Source organism: Streptomyces sp. NBC_00247 (assembly GCF_036188265.1).
Lineage (GTDB): Bacteria > Actinomycetota > Actinomycetes > Streptomycetales > Streptomycetaceae > Streptomyces.
Genome location: NZ_CP108093.1, coordinates 3,781,705 through 3,794,045, shown reverse-complemented (window position 1 = coordinate 3,794,045; position 12,341 = coordinate 3,781,705). Strand labels below are relative to the sequence as shown.

The 12,341-nt window shown below is 71.6% G+C and carries 13 protein-coding genes; 6 read left to right on the top strand and 7 right to left on the bottom strand.

Translation table 11 applies throughout. The features are described from left to right. The first annotated feature begins 131 nt into the window (after positions 1–131). The 3 genes from OHT52_RS16135 (at position 132) to OHT52_RS16125 (ending at position 3,571) form a co-directional block, all read left to right on the top strand. Entirely contained in the window at positions 132–1,340 is a 1,209-nt protein-coding gene (locus OHT52_RS16135) for a S1C family serine protease (protein WP_328720833.1), read from the top strand. Positions 1,341–1,436: 96 nt separating this feature from the next. Further along, complete coding sequence (locus OHT52_RS16130; protein WP_328720832.1) at positions 1,437–2,165, top strand: response regulator transcription factor; 729 nt, start codon at positions 1,437–1,439, stop codon at positions 2,163–2,165. Beyond that, on the top strand, positions 2,162–3,571 hold the full coding sequence (locus OHT52_RS16125; protein ID WP_328720831.1) for a sensor histidine kinase: 1,410 nt from the start codon (positions 2,162–2,164) through the stop codon (positions 3,569–3,571). Before OHT52_RS16130 ends, OHT52_RS16125 begins: the two co-directional genes overlap by 4 nt. A 142-nt stretch (positions 3,572–3,713) precedes the next feature. Here OHT52_RS16125 and OHT52_RS16120 read toward each other — a convergent pair whose 3' ends face one another. Then, positions 3,714–4,586, bottom strand: a complete 873-nt coding sequence (locus OHT52_RS16120) for a hypothetical protein (RefSeq protein WP_328720830.1) — start codon at positions 4,584–4,586, stop codon at positions 3,714–3,716. 356 nt (positions 4,587–4,942) lie between these two features. Next, positions 4,943–5,374 (bottom strand): hypothetical protein, encoded by a 432-nt coding sequence (locus OHT52_RS16115; protein WP_328720829.1) that lies wholly within the window; start codon positions 5,372–5,374, stop codon positions 4,943–4,945. Here OHT52_RS16115 and OHT52_RS16110 point away from each other — a divergent pair. Continuing rightward, the gene (locus OHT52_RS16110) at positions 5,369–5,536 is read left to right on the top strand and encodes a hypothetical protein (RefSeq protein ID WP_328720828.1); all 168 of its coding nucleotides are present in this window, start codon (positions 5,369–5,371) and stop codon (positions 5,534–5,536) included. The genes OHT52_RS16115 and OHT52_RS16110 overlap by 6 nt on opposite strands. Before the next feature lie 138 nt (positions 5,537–5,674). Here the strand turns inward: OHT52_RS16110 and OHT52_RS16105 are convergent, their stop codons facing one another. Together OHT52_RS16105 and OHT52_RS16100 are read right to left on the bottom strand one after the other, a co-directional pair. Continuing rightward, the gene (locus tag OHT52_RS16105; protein WP_328720827.1) at positions 5,675–5,869 is read right to left on the bottom strand and encodes a DUF397 domain-containing protein; all 195 of its coding nucleotides are present in this window, start codon (positions 5,867–5,869) and stop codon (positions 5,675–5,677) included. A gap of 13 nt (positions 5,870–5,882) precedes the next feature. Then, a complete protein-coding gene (locus OHT52_RS16100) occupies positions 5,883–6,734 on the bottom strand; it encodes a DUF5753 domain-containing protein (RefSeq protein WP_328723760.1) in 852 nt (283 codons plus the stop codon). 250 nt (positions 6,735–6,984) lie between these two features. Here OHT52_RS16100 and OHT52_RS16095 point away from each other — a divergent pair, with 250 nt between their 5' ends. After that, a complete protein-coding gene (locus OHT52_RS16095) occupies positions 6,985–7,461 on the top strand; it encodes an ATP-binding protein (RefSeq protein ID WP_328720826.1) in 477 nt (158 codons plus the stop codon). Positions 7,462–7,607: 146 nt separating this feature from the next. Here the strand turns inward: OHT52_RS16095 and OHT52_RS16090 are convergent, their stop codons facing one another. Continuing rightward, positions 7,608–8,009, bottom strand: a complete 402-nt coding sequence (locus OHT52_RS16090; protein ID WP_328720825.1) for a hypothetical protein — start codon at positions 8,007–8,009, stop codon at positions 7,608–7,610. 145 nt (positions 8,010–8,154) lie between these two features. Here OHT52_RS16090 and OHT52_RS16085 point away from each other — a divergent pair, with 145 nt between their 5' ends. After that, positions 8,155–9,516, top strand: a complete 1,362-nt coding sequence (locus OHT52_RS16085; protein ID WP_328720824.1) for a CoA transferase — start codon at positions 8,155–8,157, stop codon at positions 9,514–9,516. A gap of 187 nt (positions 9,517–9,703) precedes the next feature. Here OHT52_RS16085 and OHT52_RS16080 read toward each other — a convergent pair whose 3' ends face one another. Continuing rightward, the gene (locus OHT52_RS16080; protein ID WP_328720823.1) at positions 9,704–11,536 is read right to left on the bottom strand and encodes a bifunctional metallophosphatase/5'-nucleotidase; all 1,833 of its coding nucleotides are present in this window, start codon (positions 11,534–11,536) and stop codon (positions 9,704–9,706) included. Positions 11,537–11,663: 127 nt separating this feature from the next. Further along, positions 11,664–12,227, bottom strand: a complete 564-nt coding sequence (locus OHT52_RS16075; RefSeq protein WP_328720822.1) for a GNAT family N-acetyltransferase — start codon at positions 12,225–12,227, stop codon at positions 11,664–11,666. Positions 12,228–12,341: the final 114 nt, after the last annotated feature.

Sequence of the window (12,341 nt, the reverse complement as noted above, 5' to 3'; positions counted from 1 at the left end):
CGCCCCTCCGGCCGGGCCCGTGAACCGGCGGGGGGACCGCGACCGCCCGCGGGAACGGGCGCCGCGAGGTTCTGCCCGGCTTCTCAGCGGGGGCTCAGGCTCTTCTCATGTTCCGCGGACACGCTTTCCTCATGACTGAGAGCCCCCGCCCGAGCGGCGAGTACCCGACGTATCCCACGTACGGCAACGACTCGTACGGCACCGAGTCGCACCCCGCACCGCAGCAGCCGGCCCCCGCCGGCGCGTACCCGCCGCCCCCGGCGTACGAGCCGGCCCAGCCGGTCGCCGTTGACCCGCAGACCACGGTGTGGCCGGGCGGCGCGGGCGGCGGCGGCTTCTCGGACTTCCCCGAGTACGCCGGGTACCCCGCCCCCGCGCCGCTCCCCCAGGAGCCCGCGCGGAAGGTGAAGCGGCCCTACGCGCTGCTCGCGGCGGTCGCCATCGCTGCGGCGGCGATCGGCGGCGGCACCGCCGCCCTGGTCGGCGACCTCTCGGACAACGGCTCCGGCGGCACCAGCGCGAGCAGCGTCGTCAGCGGCACCACCGTCTCGGCCGGCAGCGCGGGCACCGTCGCCGGGGTCGCGGCGGCCGTCTCCCCCGCGATCGTCGAGATCGGCGCCACCTCCACCGCGGGCGACTCCACCGGCTCCGGCGTGGTCATCACCTCGGACGGCGAGATCGTCACCAACAACCACGTGATCACCGGCGCCTCCCAGATCAAGGTGACTCTCTCCACCGGCAAGACCTACACCGCGGACGTGGTCGGCACCGACGCGGACAAGGACCTGGCCCTCATCAAGCTGGAGAACGCGAGCGGCCTGAAGACGGCCACCCTCGGCGACTCCTCGAACATCGCGGTCGGCGACCAGGTCGTGGCGATCGGCTCCCCGGAGGGCCTCACCGGAACCGTCACCAGCGGCATCATCTCCGCGCTGGACCGGGACGTCACGGTCGCGAAGGAGGAGAGCGACTCCAGCGGTTCGAGCAGCACCGACGGGTCCGGCGGCTTCGGCGGCTACGGCAGCGAGGGCCAGGGCGGCAGCGGCGAGCAGCAGTGGCCGTTCGAGTTCGGCGGCCAGCAGTTCAACGGCGACACCGGCTCCTCCACCACCACCTACAAGGCCCTGCAGACCGACGCCTCGCTCAACCCGGGCAACTCCGGCGGCGCGCTGATCAACATGAGCGGCCAGATCATCGGCATCAACTCCGCGATGTACTCACCCAGCTCCTCCAGCAGCACCAGCAGCTCCAGCGCCGGAAGCGTCGGCCTCGGCTTCGCCATCCCCGTCAACACGGTCAAGGCGGACCTGGAGACCCTGCGCTCCGGCGACGGCTCCTGACCACCCGCTGAATCGCCGTTCGGCCCGCCCGGCGTGCGAGGCTGAGACCATCCGCAGCTGTTTCACGCAGCCGAGACGAGAAGAGGACGCCGAGCGATGAGCCCCGCCGAAGACGATCCGCAGCGCATCCTGATCGTCGACGACGAACCCGCCGTACGCGAGGCGCTCCAGCGGAGCCTCGCGTTCGAGGGGTACGCCACCGAGGTCGCGGTCGACGGCTACGACGCCCTGACCAAGGCCGAGGCGTACCACCCCGACCTCATCGTGCTGGACATCCAGATGCCCCGGATGGACGGCCTCACCGCCGCACGCCGCATCCGGGCCACCGGGACCACCACGCCCATCCTCATGCTCACCGCCCGCGACACCGTGGGGGACAGGGTCACCGGCCTCGACGCGGGCGCCGACGACTACCTCGTCAAGCCCTTCGAGCTGGACGAGCTGTTCGCCCGCATCCGCGCCCTGCTGCGCCGCAGCTCCTACGCGGCGGCGGCGAGCGCCGACATCACCGACGACGACGTGCTCTCCTTCGCCGACCTGCGCATGGACCTCGCCACCCGCGAGGTCACCCGGGGCAGCCGCCCCGTCGAGCTGACCCGTACCGAGTTCACCCTGCTGGAGATGTTCCTCGCGCACCCGCGCCAGGTCCTCACCCGCGAACAGATCCTCAAGGCCGTCTGGGGCTTCGACTTCGAACCGAGCTCCAACTCCCTGGACGTGTACGTGATGTACCTGCGCCGCAAGACCGAGGCCGGCGGCGAACCCCGCCTCGTGCACACGGTGCGCGGGGTGGGGTACGCCCTGCGTTCCGGCGGTGAGGGGTGAGGCGCCTGGTGCGCCGGCTCCGCACCCTGCCCCTCCGCTCCCGCCTCGCGCTGCTGGTCGCCCTCGCGGTGGCCGTCGCGGTGGCGGCGGTCGCCTTGGCCTGCTGGTTCGTGACCAAGCAGCAGCTGGAACACCGCATGGACGACTCGCTGCGCAGCTCCCGGCTGAGCGACGTGCGCCCCCTGCTCGACTCCTGCGCCGGCGGCAAGCAGCAGCAGCAGATGACGCCCGCTGTGGGAGGGATCGCCTTCCAGGTCATCGATTCGAGCGGCACCGTCTGCTCCATCGACGAGGACTCCGAGATCCCGGTGACCGAAGCCGACATCGCGGTGGCCGAAGGCCGGGAGCGCTACGCCCTGCACACCGAGACCGCCGAGAACGGCGTACGGATGCGGGTCTACACCTACCACCTGCTCACCCAGCCCCCCACCGACACCGCCGTCACCATCGGCCGCCCGATGAGCGAGGTGACGGACCCGCTCTCCGCCCTCGCCTGGCTGCTCCTCGCCGTCTCCGGGATCGGCGTCGTCGCCGCCGGGGCGGCCGGCATGTGGATCGCGCGATCCGGGCTGCGCCCGGTGGACGAACTGACCCTGGCCGTCGAGCACGTCGCCCGCACCGAGGACCTGACCGTCCGCATCCCGGTGGAGGGCGAGGACGAGATCGCCCGGCTGTCGCGCTCCTTCAACTCGATGACCGCATCGCTCGCGACCTCCCGCGACCGCCAGTCCCAGCTGATCGCCGACGCCGGGCACGAGCTGCGCACCCCGCTGACCTCGCTCCGCACCAACATCGAGCTGCTGGCCCGCAGCGAGGAGACCGGCCGGGCCATCCCGCCGGCCGACCGGAAGGCCCTGATGGCGTCGGTCACCGCGCAGATGACGGAGCTGGCCGCGCTCATCGGCGACCTCCAGGAACTCGCCCGCCCGGACGCCGCCCAGCCCGGCCCGCTGGAGGTGGTGGGCCTGCACGACATCACCCGTACCGCCCTGCAACGCGCCCGGCTGCGCGGCCCCGAGCTGACCATCACCGCCGAACTGGCCCCCTGGTACGTACGCGGCGAACCGGCCGCGCTCCAGCGGGCGATCGTCAACATCCTGGACAACGCGGTGAAGTTCAGCCCGGCGCGCGGCACCATCGAAGTCACCCTGAGTCGGGGCGAGTTGAAGGTACGCGACCACGGCCCCGGCATCCCCGCCGACGACCTCCCGCACGTCTTCGACCGCTTCTGGCGCTCCCCCTCCGCGCGCCAACTCCCCGGCTCCGGACTCGGGTTGTCGATCGTCGCCCGCTCCGTCCAGCAGTCCGGCGGCGAGGTGTCCCTGCGTCCGGCGGCGGACGGCGACGGCACGGAGGCGGTCGTCCGGCTGCCGGGGGCGCCCACGCCGCCGCCGGAGATCGGCTGAGGGGCGGGGGACGGCGGGGCGGCCGTGCGGCACGCGGAAGCGATTGCCCCCAGGGGGCCCGGTTCTTCCTGGGGCTCCAGGCCCTCTCCGGCGCTCACGCGTGAGTGGGTTCCCGCCGGATCAGCGGACGGCCCCGAGTGCGTCAGCCGAGGCCGAGGCCGGGCTCCCCGAAGTCCGGCATCGGAAGCTGCGGAGCCACGGAGGGGCGCGGGGGCGTGGCGGAGGAAGGGACCCTTCTCCGGCGTGGCACGTTCTGCCCCGAATGCGAGGAGACGGCCGAGGAGATGCCAACCGCTTCCTCCGCCCTGGACCGCTCGAGTTTCACGGCGTCCTCCACGACGATGTGCGTGTGGGTCACGATGATGCCGACGTAGGACAGGCCCTGCACGATGGCACCCGTCGCGGAGGCGATGGTCTTCGCTTCCTTTCCGAGGAGCTGGCTGACTCCGTACGTGGCCGCACTGCCCAGGTTCAGCAAGCCGAACACGACGCGAAGCATGCTGGGAACGTGCCGCCGGTCCTGTCGGAGGCGGAGGCCCGCTCTGACGATCTCGCTCAGCCCTACGGCGCCGTTCAGCGCGACCCCGCTCGCATAGACCTTGGTGCCCTGGTCCCCCATCGCGTTGCCGATCCCCTGGACGATGAGCGGAACGGACTCGGGAATCACGTTGGCGGCCAGTTCGTACAGGCGTTTCATCGACTCGTTCTCGCCTGTTCGCGCTCCCCCGCCCTCCTCGTCGCGCGCGGGAACCCGCTGGACCGGGGTGCCGGGTGTCCGGAGCACGTCGAGCACCGACGACCGCTGCACCGGTGTGCCGTGGTGGCATCCGGCGCCGTGCTCGTGTCCCCCTCCCAGCATCCGGGTCACCGCGGCGTTGCCCGCCAGTCGCTGGAGGTCGAGTACCGACGCGGCGGTCGTGGCGGTGAGTGCGGTACCCGGCCCGGCGCGGTGGCGCGGCGGGCGCGGCGATGGGGTCCGATCGGATTTCTCGGAGGGTGTCTCGTACGAATGCACCAGGGTCCCTGACTCTCGTCTGGTCGCGGGCGACGGCGCGTTCGGCCGTCGCTGTCCCGGGAGGGGAGGCGACGGGCCCGCACCGGCACCGGTCGGCCCGGGTGGACGAGCCGGGCGACCGCGCGGCACCACGCGTCCTGGACACGTCCCGGGTCGCGCGCACCACCCCGCCCCGTGGAGAGCCGCGCCGTGGCCACGTCGGCTCCGTGCCATCGGTTCGCTCCCGGCTCTCCCGGGTCGACGTTAGGGACGCCCGACTCCCTGGACGTGCGGCCTTGACGCACCTCTGACGGGTCGGACCGTTACGTTGACGCGCCCCTGACTCGCCCCGGGGCGGCGAACCGCAGCCCGGTGGTTCAGGGTTGGCCGGGGAGGCCGAAGTCGTCGGGCATCCGGAGGAACAACTCCATGCCCTGGCACCGCGACCCGAGACCCTCGGCCCGGTCGGAGAACACGTCCGCTTCACCCGAGGGGCGTAAGTTCCACTCGCTCCAGAAGTCCCCGTGCCGGAGGGCGAACCCGCACGCCTCGCCCCGGTGGAGCGCGGCGAGCGCCCCGATGCAGCCGCCACCCTCGTCCCAGCGCCGGGCCTGCGCCGCTTCACCGCGAGGGAGTTGCGCGACGAAGGCACGCACCTGCCCCTGGACCCAACGAATCGCTTCCAGAGGCGTGTCGGTGGTGCAGTGCGCCGCGTCCACGATCCGATCGGCTTCGACCGAGTGGTAGGTGACCCGTTCGCAGCGGAAGAGGTTCGGGGGCGTCGCGGTCGGCGGGAGCGAGTCGTGCACGGGGTGGCCTCCTGGTTCAGCGCCGAGAACGCCCCCGCCCGCAGCCGGCGTGACGAGCCGCAGAGCGAGGGCGCACGGGCCCATCTCCCCCAACAGGCGCAGTTGCTGCGGGAGTTGACCTCCGCACGGGCGGCGGTCGAGCGTGACGAAGCTAGCGCCTGACGCACTCCCGTATCAAGAGTTTGACGTCTAACGAGTGAACCCAACGACTCCATACATGTAGTACTAAAATCGAAAGCGGCCCTCACCTGCGCCGGTGAGGGCCGCCCGAAGCGCGTACCGCTGTGAGACCGGAGACGCTCACGCCAGGTCGTCGAACTCGCCTTCCTTGACGCCACCCAGGAAGGCCCGGAGTTTCACGCGCGTCGTCCGGACGACCACGTCCGGGTTGTCGCTCTCACGCAGCAGGATCTCACCGTCGTACTCGGCCAGCTCCAGGCAGTTGTTGCCCTCGGGGGCAGACGACTTGGAGGACTTGCGCCACTGAATTTCCATGGTTCTCACGCCTTCACACTTGTTGTGCGACCTTTCGAATGAAGTCCCTGGACTCCCCTCGGCCGAGCGACAGCTCCTCCACCCGGTCCAGTGCGGCCCGATAGTTGACGAGGCGGGTCTCGGCATCCAGGAATGCAGGTCCGGTCGCCGTATCCATCTGCACGGTATCCAGCTGTGGGACCGGGCCGTAGACATATTGCGTCGCGCTGCCGGTCTCCGGGAAGCCGCCCGCAGCGAAGGGAACCACCTTGACCACGACGTTCTCCCGCTCCGACTCCCTGAGCAGATGATCGAGCTGCCCGCGAGCCACCCGGGAGTTACCGAACACCATCCGGAGCGCGGTTTCGTGGATCAGGAACGTACACACGGGCGCGTCGACCCGATCGAGGACGTCTCGGCGCCTCAATCGATGCGAAATCAGCCGACGCCGACGAGCCGGGATCAGCTGCGGCACCGCCTGATCGAACACGGCGTTGGCGTAGTCCTCGTTCTGCAGCAGTCCCGGCTGGTAAATCACCTGCATGGACCGAATACCGACCGCGTGATGCTCCAGTTCCGCCAGATCCAACGCTCCACTGGTGAACTCACCCCGGTACTCCTCCCACCAGCCCTTGACCCGCTCCTCCGCCATGGCGGCCAAGGCCTCCACGTAGGCCGAGTCGGGGCACCCGTAGCCGCCGGCCCACGTTCGCACCCGATCCGCACTCACCCCGAAGCGCCCGGATTCCGTGTTGCTGATGGCGGTGCGGTCCGTACCGAGCAAGGTCGCAGCCTCGGCCAGGGCGAGTCCCGCATGCTGACGCATCTTGCGCAGCTCGATCCCCACGCGGCACTGCCGGGCCGTGGGCGCCTTTCTCGGTGGCATCACGCTCTCCTCTGGTCGACTCACAGTCTGGTTGGCGGCCTCACCGTAATCCATTCGGTCACTTAATGAGCCGATGCGGGTGCACAAGTGAGACCGCGCGCTAGTGTCTCCTCACAGCACCGGCAATCAGGTCGAAGAGCCCGAAGTGCAGCCGTACACACACGCCTTGAGGGCGCTCCAGATTACGGCCATCGCCACGGCCTCCTCCCGGTGCAGGCGCCATCCACCCGACCGCTACGGGAGCACGCACATGACCACCGCCACCCCGATCCCCGCACCGCCCGACCCGCTCGGCGGCGAGCGCTACCGGCTCACGCTGCCGAACACCGCGTCGGCCGCCCGCATCGCGAGGGAGTTCGTCGCGTCGCTGCTGGGGCGGGAGCAGCGCGTCGGACTCGTGGACGACGCGAGGCTCTGCGTCACGGAGTTGGTCACCAACGCGTACCGGCACACCAGTTCGTCACTGGTTCGAGTACATGTGGCGGTGAACCGGAAGCGGGTCACCGTCTCCGTCGCGGACTACGACCCCCTCGCCGTCCAGGCCCTCACCGCCCGGCACCCCGGGCCCGACCGACCAAGTGGGCGCGGCCTGTTGATCGTGGAGAGCCTGGCGCTCGCCTGGGGCACCACGTCGCTGGACGACCGGCTGCCCGGCCACAAGGCGGTGTGGTTCACCCTCGGGCGAGCCGAGAAGGCGCGCGTACCGGAACCGACCGGGCGGGCGTGATTCCCGGGCGGCCGAAGGCGTACCGGAATCGGCGAACGGGCGCGCACCTGCCAGACCTGCCCGCACCGGCGCCCCCACCGCCGCTGTCCGCAGCCGTTCTCGGCACCGTACTCCCGCCCGGGACGGCGGGGAAACCGACCCGGGCGTCACACACCCGGCCCGTCGCCCGGGTTCGCCCGGTGCTCGGGCGTCCACCACTCCAGGAGCCCTCCGACTCCTAGCGCGAGGGCGGCCACCGCGACGAGGACGGGGGCCCAGGGCCGGCGCGTCCACCGCCGGGTCAGCGCCCAGGCCACAGCGGGTACGAGACCGCCGCCGAGCACGATGAGCGGGAGGTCGACGTAGAGCACGCTCAGATCGCGGGCATGGCCCTCCAGCCCGCCTTCGACGCTGATGAACGCCTTCGGCGCCCACGCGAGCGGCGCGACCGCAGCGCCGAGGCCGGCGAGCAGGCAGCCGAGGCCCTCCTTGCCCTGCGGCTCGGCAGGTTCGCGGGCCTCCGGCTCTCGGGGGTCCGCCAGTTGCTCCTCGTGTCCCATGTCCCTCACGGACGCGAACCGTGTGACCTGCGGTTCCTGGGGCGTTTCTGAGGCAACGAGTCCGGCGGGAGCCGACATCCCCCGCCCAGCGGCCTCGGCCGTTGATCGCTTTCCACCTCTTGGGATCGCCTGCCCCCTCTCACATAATGATCCGATGACGCACTCCGAGGACGCCGCGACCGCATACGCCTGGACCGCCCTGGGAGGCCGGAGCGATCTGCTGGAAGGGGTGTCCTACGTCGGCGCCGGTGCCGTCCTGCCGTCCCGTCTGCCGGTACGGGAGCTCGCCCGCGCCAGTGTGGGAGCCGCCTCGCTCGCGGCGGCGGAACTCCTCGCGCTCCGCAACGGCGCTCCGGTCCCGGCGGTACGGGTGGACGAGGGCGCGGTGGCCACCGCGTTCATCAGCGAACGCCACCTCACGGTCGGCGGCGAGACGCCCACCTCCTTCGCCCCGTTGTCCCGGTTCTGGCCGACGGCCGACGGGTGGATACGCACCCACGCCAACTACCCGCACCACCGCACCCGTCTGCTCCACGCGCTCGGCCTTACGGACACCGGGAACGACGAGGACCTCGTGGAGACGGTCGCGAAGGAACTGGCCTCACGCACGGCGGTGGAGATCCAGGAGACCGTCTACGCGGCGGACGGCCTCGCCGTGGCCGTGGCCTCCGAACCCGCCCCGGCCGGGCTGCCGTTGACCGAGTCGGCGCGCATCGGCGAGGGCGGCCCCCGACCCCTGGGGCCCGCGTCCCTCCCGGCCGAGGGGGTACGGGTCCTGGACCTCACCCGTACCATCTCCGGCCCCGTCGCCACCCGCACCCTGGCCCTGCTCGGCGCCGACGTGCTGCGGGTGGACGCCCCCTGGCTCCGGGAGGACCCGGACGCGCACGCCGACACCGGTCCGGGCAAGCGCTCCACACTGCTGGACCTCGCGGCCCCCGCCGACGCGCGGGCCTTCGAGGAACTCCTCGCGGAGGCGGACGTCGTCGTCACCGGCTACCGCCCCGGCTCGCTGGACCGGCTCGGTCTCGGCCCCGACGCGCTCCTCGCCCGGCGCCCCGGCCTGATCGTCGCCCAGCTCTCCGCCTGGGGCTGGTCCGGCCCCTGGGCCGGGCGGCGTGGCTTCGACAGCCTGGTCCAGGCCGGTACGGGTATCGCCACCATCGAGGCGGCGGACGACGGCCGGCCCGGCGTGCTGCCCGCACAGGCGCTGGACCACGCCACCGGCTACCTGCTCGCCGCCGCCGTCCTGCGCGCGCTGGGCGACCGCCGGACCGAGGGCGGCGGACGGCATCTCCGCTTCTCCCTCGCGGGTACGGCGTCCTGGCTGTTGCACGGCATCGACGCCGTCCCCGCCGAAGGCCACGGCTACGACCCCGCCCGCTGGCTCACCGAGACCCCGTCCTCCTTCGGACTGCTGTCCCACGCCCTGCCCCCGGTCCACTACGACGGCGCCCCGGGGAACTGGACGCAGGCCCCGACCCCGTGGGGCAGCGACCTGCCGCGGTGGGCCTGAGGGCAGACCGGCCGGCCCCCGGTCCGGACGCCACACCGGCCACCGCAGGTGGGCTCCGGCACAAGGCTGTCACGCGGTGTCGCGGGGCCCCACGAGCCTCCCGAGCACGATGAGCGGGAGCACGTCGTGGAACACGAAGGGGCGGTGAGCCGTTTCCGGCCCACCGCCCCCACACCGTCCGCGAGGACTACTGCACGATCGTGATGCGGTCCGTGGCCGGCGGGGCCAGCGGGGCGGCGGCCGTGGAGTGGGCCGCCAGGTAGGCGTTGAACAGGTCCAGGTCGGACGGGCCGACCAGCTTGTTCGTACCGAGGGCGAGGGCCGGGAAGCCGTCGCCGCCGCCCGCGAGGAACTCGTTCATCGCGACGCGGTAGGTCTTCGCCGGGTCGATCGCCTCACCGTTCAGCTTGATGCTGGCCGCGGAGACGCGGGCTGCGCCGGTCTTCGTCAGGTCGAGCGTGTAGGTGAGGCCCTTCGAGACCTGGAGGATCTTCGGGCTGGCCTCGTTGAGGCCGCTGACCTGCTGCTGGAGCGCGGCGATCAGGTTGGCGCCGGACAGGTCGACCACGTTCATCATGTTGGTGAACGGCTGCACGGTGAAGGACTCGCCGTACGTCACCACCCCGTCGCCCTCGCCGCCGGAGTCGGCGTACACGAGGTCGGCGCGGATGCCGCCCGGGTTCATGAAGGCGACCTGTGCACCGCCCTGGTCGGCGGGGGCCAGGCCCTCCGCCTGCGCGTCGGCGATCAGGTTGCCGAGCGGCTTCTCCAGGGCGGTGGAGCCGCGTCCGTTGATGTCGGCGGAGATGTACCCCTGCGGGCGGCTCGCGATCGGGGCGGCCAGCGCGTTCCAGCGGGCGATGAGCGCGGTCATGTCCGAGGCCTTGGCCTGGTCACGGGTGACGACGTGGTTCGCCGACTTCACCGACGTACGCACGATGTCGTCGGTCCGGCGGTCGTAGGTGAGGGTCGTGTCCGTGTAGAGCTTGCCGAAGGACGCGGCCGAGGTGACCATGCGCGGCTTGCCCGCCGGGTCCGGGATGGTGCAGACGTACGCCGTGTGGGTGTGGCCGGTGACCAGGGCGTCGACCTTCGGGGAGATGCCCTTGGCGATGTCCACGATCGGACCGGAGACGCCCGCGCCGGCACCCGGGCTGTCGCAGTCGTAGTTGTACGCGCCGGAGGCCGGGGCCCCGCCCTCGTGGATCAGCGCGACGATCGACTTGACGCCCTGGCGGTCCAGCTCCTTGGCGTACTTGTTGACCGTCTCGATCTCGTCGTGGAACTGGAGTCCCTTGACGCCGTTGGCCGTGACGATGTTCGGCGTGCCCTCCAGGGTCACCCCGATGAAGCCGATCTTGACGCCGTTCTTCTTCCACACCCAGTACGGCTTGAGGACCGGCTTGCCGGTCTTCTCGCTGGTGACGTTGGCGGAGAGGTAGGGGAAGTTGGCGCCCTGGAACTTCTTGCCCTTCTCGTAGCAGCCGTCGACCGGGTGGCAGCCGCCCTTCTGGAGGCGGGTCAGCTCGTCGATGCCCTCGTCGAACTCGTGGTTGCCGACCGTCGTGACGTCCAGGTCCAGGCCGTTGAGCGCCTCGATCGTGGGCTCGTCGTGGAAGAGCCCGGAGAGCAGCGGGCTCGCGCCCACCATGTCGCCGCCGGCCGCCGTGACGGAGTACGGGTGCCCCTGGCGCGCGGTGCGCAGCGAGGAGGCGAGGTACTCGACGCCACCGGCGGACACCGACTTCGTGGTGCCGTCCGCCTGGATCTCGGAGACCGTGCCGGACGAGCCCGTCGGCGGCTCCAGGTTGCCGTGCAGGTCGTTGAAGGAGAGCAGCTGCACGTCGACCGTGCTGGGCTGCTTGCCGTGGCCGTGGCCGGAGCTGCTGCCCTGTCCGTGGCTGCCCCCGCGGTCGTGGGCGCCGGCCGGGAGCGCGGCGAGCGCGCTCACCGTGGCCACACCGACCGCCAGGGCGAGCAGCCGCCGGGTGGCTCGGTTCTTCTTGGGAGTCGCTGACATCGGTCCCCTTGTGAGTGTTCAGCGTGAGGTACGTGGTGTTGACATGTCTGAGTCGTGCGTGCGGAAGCCTAGGGTCAACGCGCGTAGCGCGACAGTCTTTCGGGGTTACGAGCTGGTTGCCTTCCCGTCAGAAACGCTCCCCGGCGGACGAATTCCGCGCTTCCGGCTTCCACTCCTCGGCGAGGAGACCGAGCAGCACCTCGTCGACGCACTCGCCCAGCACCCAGGCCGACGCGCGCAGCACACCCTCGCGGACGAAGCCGTTGCGCTCGGCGGCGCGCACCATCGCGAGGTTGTCCGCCAGCGTCTCGATCTGGAGCCTCCGCAGACCGCGCACGACGAAGCCGTAGTGGCAGAGCGTCCCGACGACGTCGGTGCCGAACCCCTTGCCGCGGGCGGAGGGCAGCAGGCGCAGCCCCACGTGCGCGGTCCGGTTGTGCGTGTCGATGCCCCAGAGCGTCGCCGCCCCGAGCAGCGCGCCGCCGTCCAGTCCGACCACGGAGAACGGGACCTGCGCCTGGTCACCGTCGTCCAGCACGAGCCGCGGGTCCGCCGAACCGGCCACGACCGGCCGCCACGGCGCGCCGCTCGACCGCGAGGACTCGGCCACGTCGTCGTAGAGTCCGGCCCGCAGGATCGGAATGTCGTCCTCGTGCCGGCCCCGGAGACCGACCTCGTCACCCCTCAGCATGCGAGCTTCCTACCCGACCCCGTCGGGCAGGGCAATCGGAATACCCGGAGCACCGCGACACGGGCCCCGGCGCTCTCTCCGCCGCCCGGCCGTACCGCCACCCGGCGGGCCGCC

Excerpts from the sequence above, each read along its gene's own strand:
- OHT52_RS16135 (WP_328720833.1), top strand. The coding sequence starts at position 132 with ATGACTGAGAGCCCCCGCCCGAGCGGCGAGTACCCGACGTATCCCACG.
- OHT52_RS16130 (WP_328720832.1), top strand. The coding sequence starts at position 1,437 with ATGAGCCCCGCCGAAGACGATCCGCAGCGCATCCTGATCGTCGACGAC.
- OHT52_RS16105 (WP_328720827.1), bottom strand. The coding sequence starts at position 5,869 with ATGGAAATTCAGTGGCGCAAGTCCTCCAAGTCGTCTGCCCCCGAGGGC.
- OHT52_RS16100 (WP_328723760.1), bottom strand. The coding sequence starts at position 6,734 with ATGCCACCGAGAAAGGCGCCCACGGCCCGGCAGTGCCGCGTGGGGATC.
- OHT52_RS16095 (WP_328720826.1), top strand. The coding sequence starts at position 6,985 with ATGACCACCGCCACCCCGATCCCCGCACCGCCCGACCCGCTCGGCGGC.
- OHT52_RS16085 (WP_328720824.1), top strand. The coding sequence starts at position 8,155 with ATGACGCACTCCGAGGACGCCGCGACCGCATACGCCTGGACCGCCCTG.
- OHT52_RS16080 (WP_328720823.1), bottom strand. The coding sequence starts at position 11,536 with ATGTCAGCGACTCCCAAGAAGAACCGAGCCACCCGGCGGCTGCTCGCC.
- OHT52_RS16075 (WP_328720822.1), bottom strand. The coding sequence starts at position 12,227 with ATGCTGAGGGGTGACGAGGTCGGTCTCCGGGGCCGGCACGAGGACGAC.